This window comes from Nocardioides pyridinolyticus (genome assembly GCF_054653575.1).
The window spans coordinates 13,866-36,877 of the sequence record NZ_BAAIFY010000015.1; the positions used below are offsets into that span (position 1 = coordinate 13,866).

The following is a 23,012-nucleotide window of genomic DNA, read 5'->3' on the forward strand; positions in this document are numbered from 1 at the left end:
GCTCGAACGCGGAGACGGTGCAGATCAGCTGTCCTGGCCCGACGGAGTGTCCCCTCCGATCGGGTCCGGGTGCGGGCGGTCGATCAGCTGGCAGACCCGGTCGGCCACCTCGTCGAGTCGCAGTGCCGCGCGCCGCAGGGCGGCCAGCGACCGTTGGGCCGCGGGGGACGGGTCCAAGCCCTCGAGCACGTCGACCTCGAGCAGGATGGTGGTCAACGGGGTGCGCAGGTCGTGGCTGATCTGCTGAATGAGTCGCTCGACGTCGTCGGGCTTGGGCATCGTGTTCTCCCGAGTGTGATGGAGGCTGCGGACGCACCCGAGGTGCCGGCGGATCCCGCAACCACTGTGGCCGAACGGAACCACCGATGACCCGCGGGCGCACCCCAGAACCGCAGTGGCAGCGCCCGGCGGCCACCGGCCTGCGCAGAACGGCCATCGCGCTGACGCGACGGCGTCGGCGCCGGCTCCACGTGGCGACGTACCCCGGTGCTGTGCTCTTCCCCGCGCACACCGGTGCCGTAACCTTGCGGTCGGAAGATCGAGCACGCCGGGCGGTCGTGGCCCCGCGTTCGTCGCTGATGGCCGGACGTGGGAGCGTCGACACGCTCCCGGCCACGCGGCGGGGGGGCCGCAGGAGAAGGACAATGAACGACGTCGGCGGCTCGGGCCGCGACACCGAACGGCCGCACGGAGAACACCAGCTCGGGACTGACGAGACGCCCCGTCCCGGCGGATACCTGCGGCGGCGGACCAGCGACCGCGACGAGGCGGAACAGGTCATCTCGGAGCTGTATCTGCCGAGCCGCCTAGACCTGTCCCGGGGCAGCGCGCCGCTGGAGCTGGACGTCGCCGCCCTCCAGTTCGGCGCGCTCACCATGGGGCGGCTGGCCCCTGGCCGCCGGGTCCGCCTCCGCACCGCCGACGCCCAGAACTTCCACGTCAACACGCCCCTGCGTGGACGAGCCGCCAGTCGGCGGGGCTCGAGCGCCCCGGTCGTCCGAGGTCCGGGCCGCGGCCTGATCTTCTCTCCCGGCGAGCCTGCGGAGATCTCCTGGTCCGCCGACTGCGTCCAGCTGTGCCTGATGATCCCGCGGGCCGGCATGGAGGCAGCGCTCGAGCGACTGCTCGGTCGCTCCATCCGCAGTCCTCTCACCTTCGAGTTCACCCGAGACTCCCAACCCTCGGTCGGCCGGCAGTGGCCCCACATCGCGAGGCTCCTCGCCGAGGAGATCGACCAGTCGGACGACCGGCGCATGCCTGCGGTCGCCGCCGGGCACATCGAGGGGCTGGTCATGGACACGCTCCTGCTCAGGTGCTCGCACAACTACAGCGAGGCGGCTCTCGACCACACCCGCCAGGCGCCTCGCGCTGCGATCGCGGCGGCGATCGAGCTGGTCGAGGAACGACCCACCGAGCCGTGGTCGACGGTGCGGCTGGCCGGCGAGGTGCACCTCAGTGTCCGGGCGCTGCAGGACGGCTTCAGCCGAGACGTCGGCATTCCGCCGATGACCTACGTGCGCGAGGTGCGGCTTCGCCGGGCCCACGAGGCGCTCAGGCGGGCGCCGCGTGAGTCCACCACCGTCCAGGCGGTGGCGCGTGAGTGGGGGTTCATCCACCTGGGCCGGTTCGCGTCCGCCTATCGGGCGGCCTACGGCGAGCTGCCGTCGGAGACGCTGCGCCGCGCCCAGGGGTGACCGTGCCGCGGGCGCCCGGGCCGGCGATATGGGCAGGTCTGCCGATACCGCCTCGTGGGTGGCGCCCGTGTAATGGAGGGCCCCGGCCCTGGAGCCACACGACCCCCGGCCCGGGTCAGACGAGACACGTCACCGAGAGGTCAGGAGAGTCGAGCATGCGCGCGATGGTGTATCGGGGACCGTACCGGGTCCGGGTGGAGGAGAAGGACATTCCGGCGATCGAGCATCCCAACGACGCGATCGTGCGCGTCACCCGGGCGGCGATCTGCGGCTCGGACCTGCACCTCTACCACGGATGATGCCGGACACCCGCGTCGGCCACACGTTCGGTCACGAGTTCATCGGTGTCGTCCACGAGGTCGGCTCCTCGGTGGAGAACCTGTCCGTGGGTGATCGGGTGATGGTGCCGTTCAACATCTTCTGCGGGACCTGCTTCTTCTGCGCCCGAGGGCTGTACTCCAACTGCCACAACGTCAACCCGAACGCCACCGCGGTCGGCGGCATCTACGGCTACTCGCACACCTGCGGCGGGTACGACGGCGGGCAGGCCGAGTACGTCCGGGTGCCGTTCGCCGACCTCGGCCCGGGCCTGATCCCGGACTGGATGGACGACGACGACGCGGTCCTGTGCACCGATGCGCTGCCCACGGCTACTTCGGAGCCCAGCTCGGCGACATCGTCGAGGGCGACGTCGTCATGGTGTTCGGCGGCGGTCCCGTCGGACTGTTCGCGGCCCGGTCGAGCTGGCTGATGGGCGCGGGCCGGGTGATCGTCATCGACCACCTGGACTACCGACTGGAGAAGGCGCGGGACTTCGCGCACGCCGAGACGATCAGCTTCACCGAGCACGGTGACATCGTGCGCCACCTCAAGTACCTGACGGAGGGCCTCGGCGCGGACGTCGTCATCGACGCGGTCGGGGCGGAGGCGGACGGCGCCCTCCTCCAGCACGTCACCGCCGCCAAGCTGAAGCTCCAGGGCGGGTCGCCGGTCGCGCTGAACTGGGCGATCGACACCGTCCGCAAGGGAGGAACGGTCTCGGTGGTCGGGACGTACGGACCGCTGTTCAGCGCGGTCAAGTTCGGAGACGCGATGAACAAGGGCCTGACCCTGCGGATGAACCAGTGCCCGGTGAAGCGGCAGTGGCCGCGGCTGTTCGAGCACCTCCGCAACGGCTACTTCAAGCCCAGCGACATCGTCACCCACCACGTCCCGCTGGAGCACATCTCCGAGGGCTACCACATGTTCTCGGCCAAGCTCGACGGCTGCATCAAGCCGATCGTCGTTCCCAGCGCGGCGTGAGCGCGCGGAGAGGAGCTCGTCATGACCTACACGCCCCACAAGCCGCGGCTCGCCCCGGACGTCGCGGACCTGCAGGCGCGGATCCCCGGCTGGGGTGCCGATCGCGACCCTGGCGACCGGCCCTGGGTGCCGCGTGAGCGTTCCGACCCGTCACTGTCCGGCGCGCACTGGGAGGACCCGGAGGAGCAGTCCGAGAAGTGGCCGCGGGAGCGGTCGGTCGAGCACACCCAGCTCCCGCCGGTCTTCGGCACCACGTGTCCGCCGACCGGCCCGTCCGGCGCCGTCCGCAAGTACGCCTACGCCACGTACAGCGAGGGCCAGGCCGCTCACTGGCTGCTGCTGATGGCGGGCGATCGGATCGACACCCTCGAGAACGGACTGCGCTCGCTGTTCACGCTGCGTCCCGACAACCCGATCACCGACACGGGCGTGCTGGCCGAGCTGAAGCACCACGGCTTCAGCTCCCGGTTCGGACACAACCGCGCCGACGTCAAGCACCACTGGATGGACCCGTTCATCGTCGGGGCGCCCTGGCTGATCGGCCTGGGGATCGGCTACCGGCTGGTCAGCCGAGCGCGGAGTCGCACCTAGGCTCTGCGCTCACCCGCGATCCGGTTCCGGCGCTCCCCCTCGCGCTTGGAGTACGCCGCCGCGCCGATCGCCTCGTCCGATTACAAGCCGCTGCCCAGCGCACCGCCGACGGTGGCCGCCGACGCGACGAACCACGCGAGCAGGAACAGGTCGCCGTCGCCGAATGAGCGAGCCCGCGATCAGCGTCACCGGGGTCGAGGTGTTGTAGAGGCGCGACCGCTCCCGTGCTTCAGGGGAGTCGTCCTCCGGGCGGTCCCAGAGCTCGCCGTCGATCACGAGCCATCCGACGACCAGCGCGAGGGACGCGACCATCGCGATCAGGAGACGCCGCCACGACAACGACCCGGCCAGCAGCCACATGGTGGAGTTGATGGTCGCGATGGCGCCGGTGGTCAGTGCGGCGACCAACGCGGACTTCAGCCCGGGCACGTGCAGCCACGGGCGGTTGGCGAGCACCATGCCCAGCAGCAACCGCCAGCGACCGCCGCGACGGGGGAGCGGCACTCGATGGTGGTCGCCGGCCTCGGGGTCGGCCATTCCGTCGATGAGCTCGCGCAGGGCGCGCCCGGCGCGTCGGTGCATGCGGACACCGCCCAGGGCCGGCAGCGACAGCACCGCCGCCCGTTGCTGGGGGTCGGCCTCGACGAGGAGGTAGCGGCCGTCATCGTCTCGGAGGGGGAGCTCGGTGAGCCCGACGACGAGGTCCCACTGCTGCTCGCGGGCGTGGTCCGTCAAGCGGGACATCGCGGTCCCCACGTCCTCGGACGCGACGGTGAACGGCTCGCTGACCACGTCCAGATCCGGCCTGGCTGGTGACCAAGGGCGACGGGACGCTCTGGCTGGTGGCGGGCTACAACGTCGCGATCGCGATCGTCAGCCTGGTCTGCGCGCGGCTCCTGCCGGAGACGCGCGGCCGCGACCTCGACGAGCCGTGGGTGGAGGCGCCGGTCAGCCCGCGTCCAGCATCCGTGCGAGGAACTGTCGCGTCCGGCTCTCCCGCGGGTCGCTGAGCACCTCGGGGCCGCCTCGCTCGGCGATGACGCCGTCGTCCAGGAACAGCACCTGGTCGGCGACGTCCCGGGCGAAGCGGACCTCGTGGGTGACGATCACCAGCGTCCAGTCCTGCGCCGCGAGGTCGCGGATCACGGCGAGCACCTCGCCGACCAGCTCGGGGTCGAGCGCGGAGGTGGGCTCGTCGAGCAGGAGCACCTCCGGTCGCAGCGCGAGCGCGCGGGCGATGCCCACGCGCTGCTGCTGGCCGCCGGAGAGCTGGGAGGGATAGGCGTCCTCGCGTCCCGCGAGACCGACCTGGGCGAGCAGCTCACGCGCGGCCACCGCCGCCTCGTCCGGGTCGCGGCCCTGCACCTGCACGGGACCCTCGACGAGGTTGCCGAGCACGGTCCGGTGCGGGAACAGGTTGTGCGCCTGGAACACCATGCCGCTGCGGGCCCGCAGCTCCTTCACCGCGCGGCGGTACGCCGCCTTGCCGGCCGGCGGGGACGCGAAGTCCAGCGACGTGTCGCCGATCCGCACGACGCCGGCGTCCGGCGTCTCGAGCACGTTCATCGAGCGCAGCACGGTCGTCTTGCCCGACCCCGACGGGCCCAGCAGGGCCGTGACGCTGCCGGCCGGCACGGTGAAGTCGACGCCGCGCAGCACCTCGTGGTCGCCGAAGGCCTTGCGGAGCCCGCGCACCTCGATCAGGTCGGTCCTGCCCTCGCTCATGCCACGTGCCTCCCCAGCCGTCGTTCGAGCGGGCCCTGGGCGACCGAGACCAGGTAGCAGACGACCCAGAAGTACAGCGCGGCCATCGCGTAGAGCGGGAGGTACTCGGACGTCGCGGCCGCGGTGATCTGGGCCTCCCGGAACAGCTCGGGCACGAGGATCAGCGACGCCAGCGCGGTGTCCTTGACCAGCGAGAGCAGGGTGTTGCCCAAGGGCGGCACCGCGATCCGGGCCGCCTGCGGCAGCACCACGCGGCGCATCGTCTGCCCGTAGTCCATGCCGATGACCGTGGCCGCCTCGTACTGCCCGCGCGGCACCGACATGATCGCGGCGCGGACCACCTCGGCGGCGTACCCGCCGACGTTGAGGCTGAGCCCGATGATCGCCGCCGGGTAGGGGTCGAGGTCGACGCCGACCTGGGGCAGGCCGTAGAAGATGATGAACAGCTGCACGATCAGCGGCGTGCCGCGGATGACCGAGATGTAGGCGCGGGCGATCGCGTCGAGCACCCGGATCGACGAGAGCCGGGCCAGCGCGGCCGCGACGGCGAGCACCATGCCCAGGATGAAGCTGGCGATCGTGAGCGGGATGTTGGCCTTCACCAGCCCGACGAACATCGGCCAGGCCGTGTCCTTCACGACCTCCCACCTCGTCCGGGAGTCGCGCTCCTTCACAGCGACGTCCTGGGTGCCGCCCTCGACCGTGACGTCGGCGCCGAAGTACCTCTCGGAGATCTCCGCCAGCGTGCCGTCCTCGGTCAGCGCCGCGATCGCCTCGTCGGCCTCCTGCTGGAGCTCGGGGTCGGACTGGCGGAAGGTCAGCGCCTGCTCGAGCACCTCGTCGCCGGCGTACCCGGCGATCTTCACCTCGTCGGTCCCCGAGGTGGCGAGGTAGTCGAGCACGGCGATGTTGTCGTTGACGATCGCGTCGACGCGGCCCTGGATGAGCAGCTCGACACCGGGCCCGAAGTCCTGGACGTACTCGACCTTCGCGCCGGCGTCCTTGGCGACCTGCGCCCAGTTGCTGCTGGAGGTCTGGGCGGTCGTGCGGCCCTCGAGGTCCTCGAGTGTCGTGATGTCGTCGGTGTCCGTCCGGGTGACGATCACCCCACGGGAGTAGGTGTACGGCGTGCTGAACAGGTAGCGCGCCTCACGCTCGCCGGTGATCGTCACCTGGTTGGCGATCACGTCGATCCGCTTCGAGTCGAGGCCGGGAAGAGCGCGTCGAACGGTGCCTCGACGAACCGGACGTCCCAGCCCGCCTCCTCGCCGATCGCCTCCATCACCTCGACGTCGAAGCCGGTGAGCTCGTTGGTCTCGGCGTCGCGGTAGGTGAACGGCGGGTACACGCCCTCGGTGCCGACCTTGACCACGCGCGGCGACTCGTCGCTCGCGGAGGCGGGGCCAGCCAGTCCGAGGGTGAGCCCGAGCAGCGCGAGCAGCGCGAGCAGCACGAGCAGGCGGACCGGGGGCACCGACCTTCGTACCCCACCGGGCCGTCCGTCAAGCGGTGCCGGAAGGGGGTGCCGCGGCGGCGCCGCTCAGTCGGCAGTACGCCGCCGGAGGCGCCGCGCGTCGCGCAGCCGCCGGAGCCGGCGGACGAGGCGTGGCGCGTGGGCCTCGGCGGCGGGGTTGTCGATGATCCGGTTGAGGAGCTGGTGGTAGCCCGCGGGCGTGAGGTCGAACCTCTCGCGCACCGCGGTGTCCTTGGCCCCGGCGTGCGTGACCCAGTCCTCCTCGAACGCGAGGATCTCGCGGTCGAGGTCGCTGAGGTCGGTGGGGTCGGCGTGCATGGGAGAGATCCTCACACGAGGGCTCGCGAGACCAGGAACCGGTCCACCTCGATCCGCAGGGCGACGCGCAGCGGGTTGGGCTGCGGCTGGCGGTACCGCGAGGCGTACCGGTCGACCGCCCGCTGTACCGACGCGGCGTCGTCGAGCACCGTCGCCCTCCCCTCGAGCGTCGACCAGCGGCCGCCGTCGACCGCACAGACGGCGACCCGGCCGTCCCGGGCGGCGTTCGCGACCTTCTGGGAGGAGCCGTTGGTGATGACCCAGGCGCACTGCTCCTCGAGGTCGATCGCGCACCCCACGGGGACGACGTGCGGGCTGCCGTCCGTACGCACCGTCGTCAGGGAGCAGAGGTGCCGCTCGGTCCAGAAGTCCAGCAACGGTTGGGGAAACGCGTCCCATCCGGGCGCCCAGGAAGTCACCGACCCATGCTGGCACGGGCCACTGGCTACGGTCGGGGACATGCCGTCACTCGCCCAGGCCGTCGACACCGTGCTGGACCGCACGGTCGTGCCCGGCTACACCCGCATCGGCCCAGCGGTACGCCGCCGGCTGCCGACCTGGCCGGCCGACCCGCCACCGGGCTCGATGTCCGGCAAGCGCGCGCTGGTCACCGGCGCGAGCAGCGGCCTGGGCATCGCCACGGCCGAGGGGCTGGCCCGGCTCGGCGCCGAGGTGGTCCTGGTCGTGCGCGACACCGGCAAGGGCGCCGGCGTGGCCGCCGGGATCGCCGGCCGGGTGCCGGGGGCGGCGCTCGACGTGCAGCGGTGCGACGTCGGCGACCTCGACGACGTACGCCGCTTCGCGCAGTCGTTCGGCGCGTCGGTCGAGGGACCCGTCGACGTCCTCGTGCACAACGCGGGCGTGATGCCGCCCGAGCGCACCGAGTCGCCGCAGGGCCACGAGCTCTCGATGGCCGTGCACGTCCTCGGGCCGGTCCTGATGACCGAGCTGCTCGGAGAGAGGCTCCGCGACGGGCGGGTGGTGCTCGTGACGTCGGGCGGGATGTACACCCAGCGACTGCGCGACGACGACCCCGAGTACCTCAGCGGCGAGTACGAGCCCGCGACCGCCTACGCCCGCAGCAAGCGGGCCCAGGTCGAGCTGCTGCCGGTGCTGTCGCGGCGGTGGCCCGACCTCACGGTCCACGCGACCCACCCCGGGTGGGCGGACACCCCGGGGGTGGTCGACTCGCTGCCCCTGTTCCACCGGCTCACCGGGCCGCTCCTGCGCGACGCCGAAGGCGGTGCCGAGACCACCGTCTGGGTCGCCGCCGCGCAGCCCCCGCCGCCCGGTGGCCGGCTCTGGCACGACCGTGCGCCCCGCCCGACCCAGCTGCTGCGCCGGACGCGCACGGGTGTGGGGGAGCGTGAGCGGATGTGGGCGTGGGTGACGGACGCGCTGGATCTAGATCCAGCGCGAGAACCAGATCCGGTCCGTCCACTCCGCGTGCGTGAGGAGCTGGTGGGTCCAGATCGGCCAGAACCACGCGAAGTTCACCAGCGCGAGCACGAAGAACGCGCCGGAGACGACGACGCCGGCGGTCCGCCGCGGTGAGGGCACCCGGGCAGCGCCGATCAGCCGGCCCATGGCGAGGGCGATCGCGAGCACGAGGAAGGGCAGCGTGACGACCGCGTAGAACAAGAAGATGGGCCGGTCGTCGTACATCAGCCAGGGCAGCCAGGTCGAGGCGACGCCGACCACCGCGACGCCGAACCGCCAGTCCCGGGCACCCACCCACATCACCAGCGCGAACAGCAGCGCGATGCAGCCGCCCCACCAGATGGTGGGGTTGCCGAGCAGCAGCACCTGGCGCAGGCAGTCGCTGCCCTCCGGCGCCTGGCAGCCCTGCGCACCGGGCTTGATGCCGGTGTCGGCGGCGACGCCGACCGGGCGGTTGAGCAGCAGCCAGCCCGACGGCTTGGACGCGTAGGTGTGCGAGCTCTCGTCGAGGAAGTGCGTGTGGAAGACGTAGACGTCCTGGTGGTAGTACCAGAGCGACCGCAGCGACTGCGTCACCTCGCCGAGCCCGGAGGCGTCCGCCTCGGTGCGGGTCGGCCAGTCCGGGTCGTCGCCGTAGTGCGTGTACTGGGTCGCGGAGAGGTGCTCCTCGTACTGGTGGGCGTTGATCATCCAGCCGGTCCACGTGGCGACATAGACGACGAACGCGACCAGCACCAGGTGCGCGAACGCCGGGATGCCGTCGACGAACGCCGAGCGGAGGACCGCCCACTGCACGCCGAACGAGCGCCGCGCGCCCGCCGACCACAGCCAGCAGAGCAGGCCGAAGGCCGCGAGCGGGTAGAGCGCCGTCCACTTCGAGCCCACGGCGAGGCCGAACGCGACGCCGGCGGCGAGCAGCCAGGGCCGGAACAGCAGACCGCGCACGGGTCCCCAGGAGCGGACGTCGGTGATCCTCTCGGGCACGAGCCGCGCCATCCGGGCGCGGTGCCAGTCGCGGTCGGCGACCACGCAGTGCACGCCGAGCAGCACGAAGAACGCGACGAAGATGTCGAGCAGGGCCAGTCGCGAGAGCACGAAGTGCAGGCCGTCGAGCATCAGCAGCAGGCCGCCGACCACGCCGAGCATCGTCGAGCCGGTCAGCCGCCGGACGAAGCGGACCATCACCAGCACCATCAGCGCCCCGACGACGGCGGAGGCGACCCGCCAGCCGAATGGCTCCATCCCGAAGGCCTTCACCCCGAGCGCGATCAGCCACTTGCCGACCTCGGGGTGGACGATCATCTCGGGGCCGTCCTTGAAGACGCCGTCGGTCGTGGCGCCCTCGAGGAGGATCTTGTTGGCGCCCTCGGTGGTGTCGCGCTCGTAGCCGAAGTTCAGCAGCGACCAGGCGTCCTTGGCGTAGTACGTCTCGTCGAACTCGAACTGGTGCGGCTGGCCGAGGTGCCACAGTCGCAGGAACAGCGCGAGCAGCGCCACCGCGATGCTCGCGGTCCAGCCGACGAACGGATCCTCCCGCGCGATCCGTCCCCGGGCGCGCTCCCAGGCGGACGGTACGGCGCGGCCGGCGGCGTTCCGGGAGAGGCCGACGCGCGCGCGGGGCTCGGCGGGCGCGTCGACGGTCACGATGGGAGACTCTACGGTCGTGGAGTCCGAACCAGGCGTTCTCGTGCTCGCGGCGACCCCCATCGGGCGCGTGGCCGACGCACCGCCGCGGCTGGCCGAGGAGCTCGCGACCGCGGATGTCGTCGCGGCCGAGGACACCCGCAGGCTCAAGCGGCTCACGAGCGACCTCGGGGTGACCGTCGCCGGCCGGGTCGTGTCGTACTTCGAGGGCAACGAGTCGGCCCGCACGCCCGTGCTCCTGGAGGCGCTGCTGGCCGGCGAGCGCGTGCTGCTGGTGACCGACGCCGGCATGCCGAGCGTGTCCGACCCGGGCTACCGCCTGGTGGCCGCCGCGGTCGAGCACGACGTACCGGTCACCGCCGTGCCCGGGCCGTCCGCGGTGCTGACCGCGCTCGCGGTCAGCGGGCTGCCCGTCGACCGGTTCTGCTTCGAGGGCTTCCTGCCCCGCAAGGCGGGGGAGCGGTCCCGGCGGCTCGCGTCGCTGGCCACCGAGGAGCGCACGATGGTCTTCTTCGAGGCCCCGCACCGCACCGAGGCCGCGCTCGCCGCGATGGCCGAGGCGCTCGGCGGCGACCGCCCGGCCGCGGTGTGCCGCGAGCTCACCAAGACCCACGAGGAGGTGCGCCGCGGACCGCTGGCCGCCCTCGTTTCGTGGGCCGGCGACGGGGTACGTGGCGAGGTCACGATCGTGGTCCAGGGTGCCGAGGCGACCGCGGCGGTCGACAGCGACCCGGCAAGCCTGCGGGCCGCGGTCGCCGACCTCGAGTCCGGCGGTGCCACCCGCAAGGACGCGATCGCGGAGGTGGCCAGGCTGGCCGGCGTACCCAAGCGGGAGGTCTACAACCTCATCCACGGAGGAGATGCATGACCGAGCGGATCACGACCATCACCCACGAGGGCCTGACCTTCGACGTGCTCGACGACGGGCCGGTCGAGGGCACGCCGGTCGTGCTGCTGCACGGGTTCCCGGAGCGCAGCAGCAGCTGGCGCGAGGTGGCGCCGCTGCTGCACGCGGCGGGCCTGCGGACGTTCGCGATGGACCAGCGCGGCTACTCCCCGGGCGCGCGGCCGAGCGGTCGGCACAGCTACCGGATGCACCACCTCGTCGGCGACGTGGCCGCGCTGATCACCGCGATCGGGCGGCCGGTGCACCTCGTCGGCCACGACTGGGGCGCGGCCGTCGGCTGGGCCGTGGCCGGCCGCGAACCCGAGCGGGTGCTGACCTACACCGCCCTCTCCGTCCCCCACCCGGCCGCGTTCGCCCGCGCGATGAAGAGCCACAGCCAGCGGCGCCGGTCGCGCTACATGGCCGTCTTCAACATCCCCGTCCTCCCGGAGCTCGCGGCCCGCCAGCCCGGCGGCTACTTCGACCGCGCGATGGCCAAGGGCGGCATGACGCCCGACGAGGTCGCCCGCTTCCGCCGCGAGATCGTCGAGTACGGCGCGCTGCGGCACGCTCTCGGCTGGTACCGCGCCCTGCCGATCACCAGCCCGGGCAGCACCGACTTCCGGGTCACCGTGCCGACCACGCTGGTGTGGAGCGACCGCGACGTCGCGATCGGCCGCGAGGGCGTCGACGGCACCGCGCGCTGGGTCGACGCGCCGTACGACCTGGTCGTGCTCGAGGGCGTCACGCACTGGATCCCGACGCAGGCGCCGCAGGCCGCCGCCGACGCGATCCTCGCCCGGGTGCGCGGATGAGCGCTCGGCCTCCGGCTCCGGAGCCGCTGCCGCACCCGGTCGTCGACAACCACTGCCACCTCGACGTCGCCCGCGACGACGAACCGGCGCAGCCGGTGGAGGAGGCGCTCGCGGCGGCCGCCGAGGTCGGCGTCACCCGGATCGTGCAGATCGGCTGCGACCTGCCCGGCGCCCGCTGGGCGGTGGAGGCGGCACTGCGCCACTCGGCGCTGGTCGCCGGGGTGGCGCTGCACCCCAACGAGGCGCCACGCCTGCCGTCGCTCGACGACGCCATGTCCGAGATCGAGTCGCTCGCGGCCGCGCACGACAAGGTGCGCGCGGTGGGGGAGACCGGGCTCGACCACTTCCGCACCGGGCCCGAGGGCCTGGCCGTGCAGGAGGAGTCGTTCCGTCGCCACGTCGACCTCGCCAAGCGGCTCGACAAGACGCTGGTCATCCACGACCGCGACGCCCACGCCGACGTGCTGCGCGTCCTCGACTCCGAGGGCGTCCCGGACCGCTGGGTCATGCACTGCTTCTCCGGCGACGCGGACTTCGCCCGGGAGTGCCTCGACCGCGGTGCGTTCCTGTCCTTCGCCGGCACGGTGACCTTCAAGAACGCCTCCGACCTCCGCGAGGCGCTCGCCGTCACGCCGCAGGACCGGGTGCTCGTCGAGACCGACGCGCCGTACCTCACCCCGATGCCGCACCGCGGCCGCACCAATGCGTCCTACCTGGTCCCGCTGACGATGCGCGTGATGGCCGAGGTTCGGCGCGACGACCTCGGCGAGCTCTGCGCCGCGATCGACGCCAACACCGACGTGGCGTTCGGCGGGCGCTGGTAGGCGATCGGTCTGGACCGGGATCCGCAGCGCTCCGACACCCGTTTCCGCTGGTCAGCGGCGCGCGAGCGGTGCGCGGGGCGGCGGTCGGCCCGGGACTTTACCGTCGAGATCCTCCTCACGCGGGCCCGAGATGTGACAGGTTCGGTTTGCAATCAGGCGGAAAGGCTGGTGGTCTGGAACTACTTGATGGCCGGGATCGGGAACGATCTGACCAGTGCTGGTGGCCCCTCGGGCCCCGCAGAACGAACCCCCGTACGCACGACTCCGCAGCCGCGGACGCACGCGTCCGGCGCGCTGGCACCCGAGAACCGGGACGTACGACGTTCGGAGAATCGTGCAGAACAGCACGCCCACCCCGCCCCAGAGCCGCCTGGGCCGACTCATGCGCAGCCGACCCCTGATGATCGCCCTCGCGGGCGTCGTGGTCCTGGCCGTCGCCGGCTCCACCTGGGGCTACAGCGCCCTCAGCAAGACCGTGACCCTCAACCTCGACGGGAAGTCCCAGGAGGTCACCGCCTACGGCGGGACCGTCGGTGACGTCCTCGAGTCCGAGGGCATCGAGGTCGGTGCCAAGGACATCGTGGCGCCCAGCGTCGACGAGTCGATCAGCGACGGCAGCGAGATCACCGTCCAGTTCTCGCGTCCCCTCGAGCTGACCGTCGACGGTGAGACCCAGACCTACTGGGTCACCGCCACCACCGTCTCCCGCGCCCTGGACGAGCTCGGCCGTGCCTACCGCGGCGCCGAGCTCTCCGTGAGCCGCGGCGGCAGCATCGACCGGGAGGGCATGGCTCTCGAGGTCGTCACGCCGAAGACGATCAAGGTCAAGCTCGGCGGGCGAGAGATGAAGAAGCGCACCGTCACCGCGCTCACCGTCGAGGAGGCGCTCGAGGATCTCGGCGTCGAGCTGGGCAAGCACGACCGGACCAAGCCGGCTCCCACCCGAGAGATCGAGGACGGCGACACGCTCGTCTTCACCGACGTCCGCATCGAGAAGAAGTACGTCGCCGGCGAGACGATCGACTTCGGCACGGTCGAGCAGGAGGACTCCTCGATGTACGAGGGCGAGACCTCCGTGGTCCGCTCCGGTGAGATCGGCCTGCGCAACGTCACCTACCGGATCGTCTACCGCAACGGCGAGATCTCGGTCCGCACGGTGCTCAAGCAGAAGGTGCTCCGCGCGCCGGTCGACGAGATCGTCAAGGTCGGCACCAAGGCGGCGGCGGTGAACTTCGCCGGCGGCAGCACCGTCTGGGACCAGCTCGCCCAGTGCGAGTCCGGCGGCAACTGGGCCATCAACACCGGCAACGGCTACTACGGCGGCCTCCAGTTCAGCCTCGGCACCTGGCAGGCGTACGGCGGCTCCGGCCTCCCGAGCAACGCCAGCCGCGAGACCCAGATCGCGATCGCGACCAAGGTCCGCGACGCCTCGGGCGGGTACGGCGCGTGGCCGGGCTGTGCCGCGAAGCTCGGCCTGCCGACCTGACCGATAGCCTTCGGCACATGGCGACGTCCGCGGGTCCCCGCATGCTGGGGCCCGCGGACGTCCGTGCGTTGGCGGCCCGGCTCGACCTGCGGCCGACCAAGCAGCGCGGCCAGAACTTCGTCATCGACGCCAACACCGTGCGCCGGATCGTGCGCGAGTCCGGGGTCGGTGGCGACGACGTCGTCGTCGAGGTCGGTCCCGGCCTCGGCTCGCTGACGCTCGCGCTGCTCGAGGTGGCCGGCCGCGTCGTGGCGATCGAGGTGGACGAGAAGCTCGCCGGGCTGCTGCCGGAGACCATCTCCGAGTACGCGCCCGGGCAGGTCGACCGGTTCGAGGTCGTGCTCGCCGACGCGCTCCGCGTCGAGGAGGTCCCCGGGCCGCCGCCGACCGCGCTGGTCGCCAACCTGCCCTACAACGTCTCCGTGCCGGTGCTCCTGCACCTGCTCACGCTGCTGCCCTCGCTCGAGCGCGGCCTGGTGATGGTGCAGGCCGAGGTCGCCGACCGGCTGGCCGCGAAGCCCGGCTCCAAGGTGTACGGCGTCCCGTCGGTCAAGGCCGCGTGGTTCGCGGACGTGCGCCGGGCCGGGGCCATCGGCCGCAACGTCTTCTGGCCCGCGCCGAACGTCGACTCCGGCCTGGTCGCCTGGGTCCGGCGGGATCCGCCGGCGACCACCGTGTCCCGCGAAGAGGTCTTCGCCGTGGTCGACGCCGCGTTCGCCCAGCGCCGCAAGGCGCTCCGGGGTGCCTTGCGGGTGCTCGCGCCGAGGGAGCACGTCGACGCCGCGCTCGCGTCCGCGGGCATCGACCCGCTCGCCCGCGGCGAGATGCTCACGATCGAGGACTTCGTGCGCATCGCCGAGGGGCTGCCCCGGGAGACGACGTGGAGCTGACGGTCCGCGCGCCCGCCAAGATCAACCTCCACCTCGGCGTCGGCGCCCCGCGCGAGGACGGGTTCCACCCGCTGCTCACCGTCTATCAGGCCGTCGGCCTGTACGACGACGTCACCGCCCGGGCCGCGTCCGGGTGGTCGCTCGGCGCCACCCTGCCGGAGTGGATGCCGGCGGACGCCGTACCCCTGACCGGGGAGAACATCGTCGACCGGGCGGCCGACCTGCTCGCCGCCCACCACGGCCTGGCCCGTACCGGAGAGGTGCACATCGCCAAGTCGATCCCGGTCGCCGGCGGCATGGCCGGCGGATCGGCCGACGCCGCCGCGGCGCTGGTCGCGCTCGACCGGCTCTGGCAGGTCCGCACCTCCGACGAGGACCTGCTCGCGCTGGCGGCACAGCTGGGCAGCGACGTCCCGTTCGCGCTGCTCGGCGGCACCGCGCTGGGCACCGGCCGCGGCGAGCTGGTCGAGCCGGTGGACGATCGCGGCACCTGGTGGTGGGTGGCCGTGCCGTCGGAGCACGGCCTGTCGACGCCCGAGGTCTACCGGCACTTCGACCGGATGTTCCCGGACGCGCCCTCGGAGCCGGTGCCGGCCGACGCGCTGCTCCAGGCGATCGCGGACGGCGACGCCTGGGCGCTCGCGGACTCGCTGCACAACGACCTGGAGGCCGCGGCGATCGACCTGCGCCCCGAGTTGGGCGAGCTGATCGAGCTCGGCGAGGCCGCGGGCGCGCTGCGCGGTATCGTGTCCGGGTCGGGCCCGACCTGCGTCTTCCTCTGTGGCTCCGCCGACCAGGCCCGCGCACTCGCCGCCGAGCTCTCCGGCACCGGCCACCCCGTCGTCCTGGCCGCGAACGGCCCGGTCGCCGGCGCCCACCTTGTGTCGTACGCCTAGAGTCTTCAACGCACATGGCCAATCTGATCAACCTCGAGCGGGTCTCGAAGTCCTACGGCATCCGCCCGCTCCTCACGGACGTCTCCCTCGGCATCGCCGTCGGCCAGCGCGTCGGCATCGTCGGGCGCAACGGCGACGGCAAGACCACGCTGCTCGAGGTGATGACCGGCCTCGAGGAGCCCGACACCGGCCGGGTCTCCCAGCAGCGGGGCCTGCTCGTCGGCTACCTCCACCAGGGTGACGAGCTCGTCGATACCCACACGGTCCGCGAGGCCGTGCTCGGCGGACGCTCGGACCACGAGTGGGCCGCCGACCCGCGGATGCGCGAGATCGTCGACGTGCTGCTGGCGGGCATCTCGCTGGACCGCGCGGTGATGGGCCTCTCCGGCGGTGAGCGCCGCCGCTGCTCGCTGGCCGCGCTGCTGCTCGGCGACCACGACCTCATCGTCCTCGACGAACCCACCAACCACCTCGACGTCGAGGCGGTCGCCTGGCTGGCCCAGCACCTCGCGAACCGCGCCTCGGCCCTCGTCGTGGTGACCCACGACCGCTGGTTCCTCGACGAGGTCTGCCAGTGGACGTGGGAGGTGCACGACGGCGTCGTCGACGCCTACGAGGGCGGGTACGCCGCGTTCGTGCTCGCCAAGGCCGAGCGGCAGCGCCAGGCCGCCGCCTCGGAGGTACGCCGCCAGAACCTGGTCCGCAAGGAGCTCGCCTGGCTGCGCCGCGGCGCGCCGGCGCGGACGTCGAAGCCGAAGTTCCGCATCGACGCCGCGAACCAGCTGATCGAGGACGTGCCGCCCCCGCGCGACCGGATGGAGCTGCAGAAGTTCGCGACCCAGCGGCTCGGCAAGGACGTGATCGACGTCGAGGACGTCGACCTGTTCCGCGGCGAGCGGCAGCTGCTCGCGCACGCCACCTGGCGCCTCGGCCCGGGCGACCGGGTCGGCATCGTCGGCGTCAACGGTGCCGGCAAGACCTCGGTGCTCTCGATGCTCTCCGGCGACCTCGCGCCGGCGGTCGGCAAGGTCAAGCACGGGCGCACGGTCGCGCTCCAGCATCTGACCCAGCAGCTCGACGACCTCGACCCCGAGGGGCGCGTGCTGCCGACGGTCGAGTCGATCCGGCGGGTGACCCGCACCATGGACGGCGAGATCACCGCGACGTCGATGCTGGAGCGGTTCGGGTTCACCGGCGACCGGCTGACCGCCCGGATCGGCGACCTCTCCGGTGGTGAGCGGCGCCGGTTCCAGCTGCTCCGCCTGCTGCTCACCGAGCCCAACGTGCTGCTGCTGGACGAGCCGACGAACGACCTGGACATCGAGACGCTCACCGTGCTCGAGGACTTCCTCGACGGGTGGCCCGGAACCTTGATCGTGGTCTCCCACGACCGCTACTTCCTCGAGCGCGTCACCGACTCGGTCTGGGCCCTGCTCGGCGACGGGCAGATCTCGATGCTGCCCCGCGGCGTCGACGAGTACCTCGAGCGTCGCGCCGCAGCCATGCACCTGCAGGAGGCACCGGCCGCCGAGCCGGCGCCCGCCGTACTCCCGAAGGCGAAGGCGGGCAGCGCCGAGGAGCGCGCGGCGCGCAAGGTCGTGGCGCGGATCGACAAGCAGCTGGAGCGGATCGCCGAGCGCGAGGCGGCGCTCAACGCGGAGATCGCCGAGCACGCGCAGGACTACGTGCGGCTCGCGGAGCTCTCGGCCCAGCTCGACGAGCTGGCCGCCGAGAAGGAGGAGCTCGAGCTGGAGTGGCTCGAGGCGGCCGAGGTCCTGGACTAGCGGGCTACTCGGCGAACGGCGCCAGCAGCGTGCGCAGCAGCCCGGCGAGGCGGTCGCGGTCGCGCTCGGGCAGGCCGGCGAGGAACGTGCGCTCGGCCTCCAGCAGCTCCTCGAAGGCGTGGTCGACGGTCGCCTTGCCCTCGGGCGTGAGGCGGACCAGCACGCCCCGGCGGTCGTGGGGGTCGGGCAGTCGCTCGACCAGTCCGCGCGCGGTGAGCCGGTCGACCCGGTTGGTCATGGTCCCGCTGGTCACGAGGGTCTCCCGCAGGAGGCGCCCGGGGGAGAGCTCGTACGGCGATCCCGCCCGTCGCAGCGCGGCCAGCACGTCGAACTCCCAGGACTCCACCTGGGCCGCCGTGAACGCGTCGCGCCGCGCGAGGTCGAGATGGCGGGCGAGCCGGCCCAGCCGGCTGAAGACCTCGACCGGTGCGAGGTCGAGGTCCGGGCGCTCGCGCGCCCACGCCTCGACCAGCTCGTCGACCTCGTCCCGCATGGAGGGAGCGTAACGGATGCGTCGAGAATCTTGACACCAAGATAAGTCGGGCGCACGATGACGCCATGGCGCATGCAGAGTTCCGGTGGGATCCCGATCGCTACCTGACCTACGCCGACGAGCGCGGTCGTCCGTTCGTGGACCTGCTGGCGCGGGTCGGCGCGACCGCGCCGGCCGCCGTCGCCGACCTCGGGTGCGGACCGGGCAACCTCACGTCGCTGCTGGCCGACCGCTGGCCCGGTGCGTCGGTCACCGGTGTGGACTCCAGCCCGGAGATGGTCGCGGCGGCGCGCGACGAGCGGATCCGCTTCGAGGTCGGCGACGTGCGCTCGTGGACCGGGCCGGTCGACGTCCTCGTCTCCAACGCCACCCTCCAGTGGGTGCCCGGCCACCTCGACCTGCTGTCACGTCTGGTCGAGCAGGTGACGCCCGGCGGCTGGCTGGCCTTCCAGGTCCCGGGCAACTTCGACGAGCCCAGCCACACGATCCGCACCGAGCTCGCGGCGGAGGAGCCGTACGCCGCGCACACCCGCGACGCCGCCGTCCCCGCCAGCCACGACCCGGCCGTCTACCTCGACGCGCTGGTCCGGCTCGGCTGCACCGTCGACGCGTGGGAGACGACCTACCTCCACGTCCTCACGGAGCCCGACCCGGTCTTCACCTGGGTGTCCGGCACGGGTGCCCGACCCACTCTCCAGGCGTTGCCGGACGACCTTCGCCCGGCGTTCGAGGCGGAGTTCCGGCGACGGCTGGCGGCGGCGTACCCCGAGCAGGGGTACGGCGTCGTGCTGCCGTTCCGGCGGATCTTCGTGGTCGCGCAGGTCGCGGCATGATGCTCCACCACGTCCAGGTGGCGTGTCCCCACGGCGGCGAGGACGGCGCTCGCCGGTTCTGGGCCGAGGGTCTCGGCATGGTCGAGGTCGCGAAGCCGGCCGACCTCGCCGCCCGCGGCGGCTGCTGGTTCCGCGCGGGGACGGCCGAGGTCCACGTCGGCGTCGAGGAGCCGTTCGCGCCCGCCCGCAAGGCGCACCCGGCGCTCGTCGTCGACGACCTCGACGCGACCGCCGGCCGCCTCGAGGCGCTGGGGTTCGAGGTCGACTGGAAGGAGCGGCACACGTTCCCCGGCTTCGAGCGCTGCCACACCTTCGACGCGCACGGCAACCGCGTCGAGCTGCTCGCCCGGGGTGTGCCGCTCGCCGGGGGACCGCTCAGCTGCCCGTGAGGGCCTTCCTGGTCAGCACGACGACGCCCGCGCCGAAGAAGCCGATCAGGCCCCACCCCAGCGCGGCGCCACCGTCTCGGAAGAGCAGCAGGACGCCACCGGCGACCGGGACCAGGCAGAGCAGGGCGACGACGAGCAGTGGCCAGTTCACGCGTCCATCGTTCATGCGCGCGACGCTAGCGGGACGGTCGCGCGGTCAGCGACCGAGGGTCATCGCCAGGCAGCCGAAGTTACCGAGAGGTAATATGTCGCGCATGAGCCAGGTCCTGACGATGTGGAACAAGGTCGGCCCGCTGCCGCTGGGCAGGCGGGTGTTCTCGCTGGTGTTCGCCCAGAAGGCGCCGTACTTCGCCTCGATCCGGCCGCGGTTCACGGTGGTCGAGCCGAACCGCGCCGAGCTGGTGATCCGGGACCGGCGCCGGGTGCGCAACCACCTCGGCACGGTGCACGCGATCGCGCTGTGCAACGGGCTCGAGGCCGCGATGGGAGCGCTTGCCGAGGCGACGATCCCCGCGGACAAGCGCTGGATCCCCAGGGGCATGGAGGTCGCCTACACCGCGAAGGCGGCGGGAGACGTCACCTGCATCGCCGAGACCGAGCCGGAGCAGTGGGCCGGTGAAGGCGAGCTCCCGGTCCGCGTCCGCGGTGAGCTCGCGGACGGGACGCGGGTCGTCGAAGGCGTGATCCGGCTGTGGGTCACGCCGCGGCCGTGACGGCGCACCGGGAGGTCAGCTCGACCGGGGTGGAGGTTCCTCCGCCGTGGCGAGGACGGAGCGGATCTGCTCGGTGACCCGTGCGAGATCCTCGGCCGCCGCGGCCATGCTCTGCACGGCCCGGGTGTGGGAGCGCAGGTGCTCGCCGTACTCCTGCACGGCCCCGACGAGCACGTAGAGGGTCTCCCGGTCCTCCTGATGCTCGCGCAGCAGCTGGGTGACCTCCTCGGGGTCGAGGCCGGGGGGTACGCTGGAGGTGACGGCCTCGCGGAGCTGCTGGAACTCGGCGCCGAGCTGCTCCACCGCCCGCGTGGGGCTCTCCAGCTCGGCGGCCTCCTGGCGGCGCTCGACGGCCGCGATCACGAAGTAGCCGACGATCACGATGCCCAGGGCGGCACCGAAGATCCGGCCCTGCTGGGACCGGAAGAACAGCACCGGGTAGCCCAGGCCGGGGATGGACTTGACCACGACGCCGCGGACGTCGGAGGGCCGGGTCACGAACGCGTCCTCGCCGGGGTTGTTGTCGCCCTTGGTGATGTAGCTGACGTCCGACGCCGCGCCCCTCTGCTTGACGATGCGGTGCACGATCTCGTCGGGCAGGTGCTTCTCCTTCTTCGCCTCCTCGGGGGTGCTGATCGAGACGATGTCGCCGACCTCGAGGTCCTGAGCCGGCACGCCCTTGACGATCACCAGGTCACCGGGGCTGAACGTGGGGCGCATCGACTGACCGTCGACCACCGAGAACGGCGGGTTGACGCCGAGGGCCACCGACGCCCCGAAGTAGGCGATCACCCCGCCCACCGCGAGGACGGGAGCGACCAGCCAGAGGAGGTCGCCGATGAGGCCGCGGCGCCGCGCGCGCCGGCGCGACCCCGAAGCTCGCCGGGAGGGCGGTGAGGGGTTCCGCTCCCGGCGAGCCCGGATCCCGAGACGTTCCCCGGTCACCCGCCGACCCTGCTCACGCGCAAGAAGATGTCGAGCCCGACCTCGTTGGACCGGTGGCTGTACGTGTAGTAGCCACCCGGTCCGCGCACGCTACCGATGAGGAGGTAGGTCCTCCGGTTCACGTCCAAGCCCTCGGGCGTACACGCGGTGGTGCCCGTGTTGGTGCACGCCGGAGGTACGGTCGCGGCCACTGCCTGCGGGGAGAGCGTCCCGACCAGCTTGCTGAAGGTGAGCAGCTGGGTGCCCCGGTCGAGGTCGCCGACCTTGGTGATGACGCCCGGCCCGGTGGCGGTGACCTCCCGGTACATGCAGAACCTCGGCCCGGGGCCGGTCGAGGCGTCGTTGGCGGTGGTCCAGTCCTCGGTGACCTCGAGCCGGACGGTCAGCGCCGTGAGCGGGTCCCCACCGCCGAAGTAGGGGTAGGAGCAGCTGCCCGTCCGCACCGGGTAGTAGAGCCCCATCCGGACCTGGAACCAGGGGTGGCCCCAGTACCTGGCGAAGTCGTTGGGGTTCTGCCAGGCCATGGTGAGACGCATCTTGTTCTGGAAGGTCAACGCGACGTCGATCCGGGCGAACTTGACGCCCTCGGACCAGAACCAGCCGCGGTGCGAGCCGTCGATCGAGTCGCTCAGCGCCGTCACGTCGGCGATCTGGCCCGTCGCCGACGCCCCTGGGACGACGCCCACCTGTGCGGCGCTCTGTCCGCTGTCCGCCATGAACGACACGCCTGACCACACGAGCACGGCGGCCAGGGCCGCCCCCAGCAATCTGCGCCGGCGTCGGGCCGACCGCCGTGCTCGCTTCCTGTTCCGTGGCGCGCTCAAGGTCGCCATGTCCACCCCCCCGGTGCACGTTGCCCGCCCCCGGCGACGGGTCCTAGGTCAGAGCTCCGTCGCGCGCACGTAGAACTTCGGCGACAGGCTGGCGACCCCTTCGGTCACCTTTGTGTCGATCGTGTAAAAGCTGCCACCGGCGTCGAGCCGCACCGCGTAGATCGCGGGTGCGTCAGCCGGGAGGTCGACCACCCAGGTGAGCGTGCCCTGGTCCGAGGTCACGACCTGCAGGGTGCCGTCCACAGCGGTCCACGACGGTGTGAACTTGGTCCAGTCGGTATTCGCGGGGAGCGCGAGGGTGTCGGGGTCACGGGTGACCGCGGGCACGAAGGTGTCCGGCGAGGTGTAGAGCTTGATGTTGAAGTTCCACGACGAGTAGTTCGCCGCCAGCTCGGCCATGTTCGTGACGTAGAGGCTGATGCTGACCGACTTCGTCGACGACGCGATCGGCTTGGTGTCGATGGCCGCGATGTACTGTCCGGTCGTTGCGGTCGGGACGGTGCCGGCGGAGCCGACCGACACGGTCCAGCCCTGCGGGGTCCCGGCGTGGACGTTGAGACCGCCCTTGCTGGTGATCGTGAGGTTGCTCGTGTCCGTGTCGGCGGCGAAGTTCACGCCGAGCACGGCCAGCAGGATCGACAGCAGGCCCACCGACACGAAGGTGAAGCGGCGGCGCAGCGACGATCGTCGAGCGGGCGGCGCGGCGGCGAGGTCGTCGCCGATGCCCTGCTCAGGGCGTTCGAGTACGCGGTTCATGGTGTGGCTCCCGTTCCCAGGTGTGCGCGGTGGCCATTCCCGAGAACTTCCGGGCCCCCACATGGCGTCCGCGGCCCCCCAACACTCTGAGCCGCCCCTCGAAGATAGGGGCTGCCCGCAAGGACGGCTACGTAAACCAGGCAAAATTTCAAGTGGCGAATCGGGGCTATTTTCGGACTGATCCGTTTGGGCCATGGCGTCGCTCGGGCGCCGGTCGCGGACATGCAGGCTCCGCGCCAGGGCCCGCAGGTCGTCCGAGTTCTCGGATGGACCGCCGCGCT

The 23,012-nt window shown here is 72.1% G+C and carries 27 protein-coding genes and 2 pseudogenes; 16 read left to right on the top strand and 13 right to left on the bottom strand.

Annotated elements, in window-relative coordinates:
* Positions 1 to 24 precede the first annotated feature (24 nt).
* On the bottom strand, positions 25 to 279 hold the full coding sequence (locus ACYQ0U_RS13855) for a histidine kinase dimerization/phospho-acceptor domain-containing protein (protein WP_459973835.1): 255 nt from the start codon (positions 277 to 279) through the stop codon (positions 25 to 27).
* 365 nt (positions 280 to 644) lie between these two features.
* Between ACYQ0U_RS13855 and ACYQ0U_RS13860 the strand changes: the two genes are divergently transcribed.
* The 5 genes from ACYQ0U_RS13860 (at position 645) to ACYQ0U_RS13880 (ending at position 3,587) form a co-directional block, all read left to right on the top strand.
* Positions 645 to 1,694, top strand: coding sequence for an AraC family transcriptional regulator (locus tag ACYQ0U_RS13860; protein ID WP_459973838.1), 1,050 nt, complete (start codon positions 645 to 647; stop codon positions 1,692 to 1,694).
* Positions 1,695 to 1,858: 164 nt separating this feature from the next.
* A complete protein-coding gene (locus ACYQ0U_RS13865) occupies positions 1,859 to 1,993 on the top strand; it encodes a hypothetical protein (protein WP_459973840.1) in 135 nt (44 codons plus the stop codon).
* A complete protein-coding gene (locus ACYQ0U_RS13870; RefSeq protein ID WP_459973842.1) occupies positions 1,993 to 2,445 on the top strand; it encodes an alcohol dehydrogenase catalytic domain-containing protein in 453 nt (150 codons plus the stop codon). Before ACYQ0U_RS13865 ends, ACYQ0U_RS13870 begins: the two co-directional genes overlap by 1 nt.
* Positions 2,445 to 2,996 (top strand): zinc-binding dehydrogenase, encoded by a 552-nt coding sequence (locus ACYQ0U_RS13875; RefSeq protein ID WP_459974022.1) that lies wholly within the window; start codon positions 2,445 to 2,447, stop codon positions 2,994 to 2,996. The genes ACYQ0U_RS13870 and ACYQ0U_RS13875 overlap by 1 nt, the downstream gene beginning before the upstream one ends.
* 21 nt (positions 2,997 to 3,017) lie before the next feature.
* Entirely contained in the window at positions 3,018 to 3,587 is a 570-nt protein-coding gene (locus ACYQ0U_RS13880) for a hypothetical protein (RefSeq protein WP_459973844.1), read from the top strand.
* Positions 3,588 to 3,596: 9 nt separating this feature from the next.
* Here the strand turns inward: ACYQ0U_RS13880 and ACYQ0U_RS13885 are convergent, their stop codons facing one another.
* From ACYQ0U_RS13885 to ACYQ0U_RS13910, 6 genes and pseudogenes are all read right to left on the bottom strand, one after another.
* Positions 3,597 to 4,379, bottom strand: coding sequence for a hypothetical protein (locus ACYQ0U_RS13885; RefSeq protein WP_459973846.1), 783 nt, complete (start codon positions 4,377 to 4,379; stop codon positions 3,597 to 3,599).
* A gap of 156 nt (positions 4,380 to 4,535) precedes the next feature.
* Entirely contained in the window at positions 4,536 to 5,312 is a 777-nt protein-coding gene (locus ACYQ0U_RS13890; protein ID WP_459973848.1) for an amino acid ABC transporter ATP-binding protein, read from the bottom strand.
* Positions 5,309 to 5,929 (bottom strand): amino acid ABC transporter permease, encoded by a 621-nt coding sequence (locus ACYQ0U_RS13895; RefSeq protein WP_459974024.1) that lies wholly within the window; start codon positions 5,927 to 5,929, stop codon positions 5,309 to 5,311. The genes ACYQ0U_RS13890 and ACYQ0U_RS13895 overlap by 4 nt, the downstream gene beginning before the upstream one ends.
* Before the next feature lie 156 nt (positions 5,930 to 6,085).
* Positions 6,086 to 6,786, bottom strand: a pseudogene (locus ACYQ0U_RS13900) (transporter substrate-binding domain-containing protein); the annotation flags it as partial.
* Positions 6,787 to 6,852: 66 nt separating this feature from the next.
* A complete protein-coding gene (locus ACYQ0U_RS13905; protein ID WP_459973850.1) occupies positions 6,853 to 7,104 on the bottom strand; it encodes a DUF3263 domain-containing protein in 252 nt (83 codons plus the stop codon).
* Between the two features lie 11 nt (positions 7,105 to 7,115).
* Positions 7,116 to 7,523 carry a pyridoxamine 5'-phosphate oxidase family protein gene (locus ACYQ0U_RS13910; RefSeq protein WP_459973852.1) on the bottom strand — a complete coding sequence of 136 codons (408 nt, stop codon included), beginning with the start codon at positions 7,521 to 7,523 and terminating at the stop codon, positions 7,116 to 7,118.
* 166 nt (positions 7,524 to 7,689) lie between these two features.
* On the opposite strand from ACYQ0U_RS13910, the pseudogene ACYQ0U_RS13915 reads away from it, so the two are divergent.
* Positions 7,690 to 8,268, top strand: a pseudogene (locus ACYQ0U_RS13915) (SDR family NAD(P)-dependent oxidoreductase); the annotation flags it as partial.
* A 240-nt stretch (positions 8,269 to 8,508) separates the two neighbouring features.
* On the opposite strand, the gene ACYQ0U_RS13920 reads toward ACYQ0U_RS13915, so the two are convergent.
* Positions 8,509 to 10,188, bottom strand: a complete 1,680-nt coding sequence (locus ACYQ0U_RS13920; protein WP_459973854.1) for a dolichyl-phosphate-mannose--protein mannosyltransferase — start codon at positions 10,186 to 10,188, stop codon at positions 8,509 to 8,511.
* Position 10,189: 1 nt separating this feature from the next.
* On the opposite strand from ACYQ0U_RS13920, the gene rsmI reads away from it, so the two are divergent.
* The 7 genes from rsmI (at position 10,190) to ACYQ0U_RS13955 (ending at position 17,769) form a co-directional block, all read left to right on the top strand.
* Complete coding sequence (gene rsmI / locus ACYQ0U_RS13925; protein WP_459973857.1) at positions 10,190 to 11,056, top strand: 16S rRNA (cytidine(1402)-2'-O)-methyltransferase; 867 nt, start codon at positions 10,190 to 10,192, stop codon at positions 11,054 to 11,056.
* Positions 11,053 to 11,889, top strand: coding sequence for an alpha/beta fold hydrolase (locus ACYQ0U_RS13930; protein WP_459973859.1), 837 nt, complete (start codon positions 11,053 to 11,055; stop codon positions 11,887 to 11,889). The genes rsmI and ACYQ0U_RS13930 overlap by 4 nt, the downstream gene beginning before the upstream one ends.
* Positions 11,886 to 12,713 (top strand): TatD family hydrolase, encoded by an 828-nt coding sequence (locus ACYQ0U_RS13935; protein ID WP_459973861.1) that lies wholly within the window; start codon positions 11,886 to 11,888, stop codon positions 12,711 to 12,713. The genes ACYQ0U_RS13930 and ACYQ0U_RS13935 overlap by 4 nt, the downstream gene beginning before the upstream one ends.
* Before the next feature lie 382 nt (positions 12,714 to 13,095).
* A complete protein-coding gene (locus ACYQ0U_RS13940) occupies positions 13,096 to 14,199 on the top strand; it encodes a resuscitation-promoting factor (protein ID WP_459973863.1) in 1,104 nt (367 codons plus the stop codon).
* A gap of 17 nt (positions 14,200 to 14,216) precedes the next feature.
* A complete protein-coding gene (rsmA, locus tag ACYQ0U_RS13945; RefSeq protein WP_459973865.1) occupies positions 14,217 to 15,089 on the top strand; it encodes a 16S rRNA (adenine(1518)-N(6)/adenine(1519)-N(6))-dimethyltransferase RsmA in 873 nt (290 codons plus the stop codon).
* Positions 15,080 to 15,985 (top strand): 4-(cytidine 5'-diphospho)-2-C-methyl-D-erythritol kinase, encoded by a 906-nt coding sequence (locus tag ACYQ0U_RS13950; protein ID WP_459973867.1) that lies wholly within the window; start codon positions 15,080 to 15,082, stop codon positions 15,983 to 15,985. Before rsmA ends, ACYQ0U_RS13950 begins: the two co-directional genes overlap by 10 nt.
* 14 nt (positions 15,986 to 15,999) lie before the next feature.
* Complete coding sequence (locus ACYQ0U_RS13955) at positions 16,000 to 17,769, top strand: ABC-F family ATP-binding cassette domain-containing protein (RefSeq protein WP_459973870.1); 1,770 nt, start codon at positions 16,000 to 16,002, stop codon at positions 17,767 to 17,769.
* A gap of 4 nt (positions 17,770 to 17,773) precedes the next feature.
* On the opposite strand, the gene ACYQ0U_RS13960 is transcribed toward ACYQ0U_RS13955, so the two are convergent.
* Positions 17,774 to 18,262 carry a MarR family winged helix-turn-helix transcriptional regulator gene (locus ACYQ0U_RS13960; RefSeq protein ID WP_459973872.1) on the bottom strand — a complete coding sequence of 163 codons (489 nt, stop codon included), beginning with the start codon at positions 18,260 to 18,262 and terminating at the stop codon, positions 17,774 to 17,776.
* 65 nt (positions 18,263 to 18,327) lie between these two features.
* Here ACYQ0U_RS13960 and ACYQ0U_RS13965 point away from each other — a divergent pair, with 65 nt between their 5' ends.
* Both ACYQ0U_RS13965 and ACYQ0U_RS13970 read left to right on the top strand, forming a co-directional pair.
* Positions 18,328 to 19,095 carry a trans-aconitate 2-methyltransferase gene (locus tag ACYQ0U_RS13965; protein ID WP_459973874.1) on the top strand — a complete coding sequence of 256 codons (768 nt, stop codon included), beginning with the start codon at positions 18,328 to 18,330 and terminating at the stop codon, positions 19,093 to 19,095.
* Positions 19,092 to 19,484 (top strand): VOC family protein, encoded by a 393-nt coding sequence (locus ACYQ0U_RS13970; RefSeq protein WP_459973876.1) that lies wholly within the window; start codon positions 19,092 to 19,094, stop codon positions 19,482 to 19,484. The genes ACYQ0U_RS13965 and ACYQ0U_RS13970 overlap by 4 nt, the downstream gene beginning before the upstream one ends.
* Here ACYQ0U_RS13970 and ACYQ0U_RS13975 read toward each other — a convergent pair.
* Positions 19,471 to 19,650, bottom strand: coding sequence for a hypothetical protein (locus ACYQ0U_RS13975; RefSeq protein ID WP_459973878.1), 180 nt, complete (start codon positions 19,648 to 19,650; stop codon positions 19,471 to 19,473). The genes ACYQ0U_RS13970 and ACYQ0U_RS13975 overlap by 14 nt on opposite strands.
* Positions 19,651 to 19,738: 88 nt before the next feature.
* Here ACYQ0U_RS13975 and ACYQ0U_RS13980 point away from each other — a divergent pair, with 88 nt between their 5' ends.
* Entirely contained in the window at positions 19,739 to 20,197 is a 459-nt protein-coding gene (locus tag ACYQ0U_RS13980; RefSeq protein WP_459973880.1) for a hotdog fold domain-containing protein, read from the top strand.
* A 15-nt stretch (positions 20,198 to 20,212) separates the two neighbouring features.
* Here the strand turns inward: ACYQ0U_RS13980 and ACYQ0U_RS13985 are convergent, their stop codons facing one another.
* The 3 genes from ACYQ0U_RS13985 to ACYQ0U_RS13995 form a co-directional block, all read right to left on the bottom strand.
* Entirely contained in the window at positions 20,213 to 21,142 is a 930-nt protein-coding gene (locus ACYQ0U_RS13985) for a signal peptidase I (protein WP_459973882.1), read from the bottom strand.
* Entirely contained in the window at positions 21,139 to 21,858 is a 720-nt protein-coding gene (locus ACYQ0U_RS13990) for a hypothetical protein (RefSeq protein ID WP_459973884.1), read from the bottom strand. Before ACYQ0U_RS13990 ends, ACYQ0U_RS13985 begins: the two co-directional genes overlap by 4 nt.
* 165 nt (positions 21,859 to 22,023) lie before the next feature.
* On the bottom strand, positions 22,024 to 22,731 hold the full coding sequence (locus ACYQ0U_RS13995; RefSeq protein ID WP_459973886.1) for a hypothetical protein: 708 nt from the start codon (positions 22,729 to 22,731) through the stop codon (positions 22,024 to 22,026).
* Positions 22,732 to 23,012 lie beyond the last annotated feature (281 nt).

What these genes read in the sequence shown, in the direction of transcription:
- ACYQ0U_RS13855 (WP_459973835.1), bottom strand. Translation starts at nt 279, where the DNA reads ATGCCCAAGCCCGACGACGTCGAGCGACTCATTCAGCAGATCAGCCAC.
- ACYQ0U_RS13860 (WP_459973838.1), top strand. Translation starts at nt 645, where the DNA reads ATGAACGACGTCGGCGGCTCGGGCCGCGACACCGAACGGCCGCACGGA.
- ACYQ0U_RS13865 (WP_459973840.1), top strand. Translation starts at nt 1,859, where the DNA reads ATGGTGTATCGGGGACCGTACCGGGTCCGGGTGGAGGAGAAGGACATT.
- ACYQ0U_RS13870 (WP_459973842.1), top strand. Translation starts at nt 1,993, where the DNA reads ATGCCGGACACCCGCGTCGGCCACACGTTCGGTCACGAGTTCATCGGT.
- ACYQ0U_RS13875 (WP_459974022.1), top strand. Translation starts at nt 2,445, where the DNA reads ATGGGCGCGGGCCGGGTGATCGTCATCGACCACCTGGACTACCGACTG.
- ACYQ0U_RS13880 (WP_459973844.1), top strand. Translation starts at nt 3,018, where the DNA reads ATGACCTACACGCCCCACAAGCCGCGGCTCGCCCCGGACGTCGCGGAC.
- ACYQ0U_RS13890 (WP_459973848.1), bottom strand. Translation starts at nt 5,312, where the DNA reads ATGAGCGAGGGCAGGACCGACCTGATCGAGGTGCGCGGGCTCCGCAAG.
- ACYQ0U_RS13895 (WP_459974024.1), bottom strand. Translation starts at nt 5,929, where the DNA reads ATGTTCGTCGGGCTGGTGAAGGCCAACATCCCGCTCACGATCGCCAGC.
- ACYQ0U_RS13905 (WP_459973850.1), bottom strand. Translation starts at nt 7,104, where the DNA reads ATGCACGCCGACCCCACCGACCTCAGCGACCTCGACCGCGAGATCCTC.
- rsmI (WP_459973857.1), top strand. Translation starts at nt 10,190, where the DNA reads ATGGGAGACTCTACGGTCGTGGAGTCCGAACCAGGCGTTCTCGTGCTC.
- ACYQ0U_RS13930 (WP_459973859.1), top strand. Translation starts at nt 11,053, where the DNA reads ATGACCGAGCGGATCACGACCATCACCCACGAGGGCCTGACCTTCGAC.
- ACYQ0U_RS13935 (WP_459973861.1), top strand. Translation starts at nt 11,886, where the DNA reads ATGAGCGCTCGGCCTCCGGCTCCGGAGCCGCTGCCGCACCCGGTCGTC.
- ACYQ0U_RS13940 (WP_459973863.1), top strand. Translation starts at nt 13,096, where the DNA reads ATGCGCAGCCGACCCCTGATGATCGCCCTCGCGGGCGTCGTGGTCCTG.
- rsmA (WP_459973865.1), top strand. Translation starts at nt 14,217, where the DNA reads ATGGCGACGTCCGCGGGTCCCCGCATGCTGGGGCCCGCGGACGTCCGT.
- ACYQ0U_RS13955 (WP_459973870.1), top strand. Translation starts at nt 16,000, where the DNA reads ATGGCCAATCTGATCAACCTCGAGCGGGTCTCGAAGTCCTACGGCATC.
- ACYQ0U_RS13960 (WP_459973872.1), bottom strand. Translation starts at nt 18,262, where the DNA reads ATGCGGGACGAGGTCGACGAGCTGGTCGAGGCGTGGGCGCGCGAGCGC.
- ACYQ0U_RS13965 (WP_459973874.1), top strand. Translation starts at nt 18,328, where the DNA reads ATGGCGCATGCAGAGTTCCGGTGGGATCCCGATCGCTACCTGACCTAC.
- ACYQ0U_RS13970 (WP_459973876.1), top strand. Translation starts at nt 19,092, where the DNA reads ATGATGCTCCACCACGTCCAGGTGGCGTGTCCCCACGGCGGCGAGGAC.
- ACYQ0U_RS13975 (WP_459973878.1), bottom strand. Translation starts at nt 19,650, where the DNA reads ATGAACGATGGACGCGTGAACTGGCCACTGCTCGTCGTCGCCCTGCTC.
- ACYQ0U_RS13980 (WP_459973880.1), top strand. Translation starts at nt 19,739, where the DNA reads ATGAGCCAGGTCCTGACGATGTGGAACAAGGTCGGCCCGCTGCCGCTG.
- ACYQ0U_RS13990 (WP_459973884.1), bottom strand. Translation starts at nt 21,858, where the DNA reads ATGGCGGACAGCGGACAGAGCGCCGCACAGGTGGGCGTCGTCCCAGGG.
- ACYQ0U_RS13995 (WP_459973886.1), bottom strand. Translation starts at nt 22,731, where the DNA reads ATGAACCGCGTACTCGAACGCCCTGAGCAGGGCATCGGCGACGACCTC.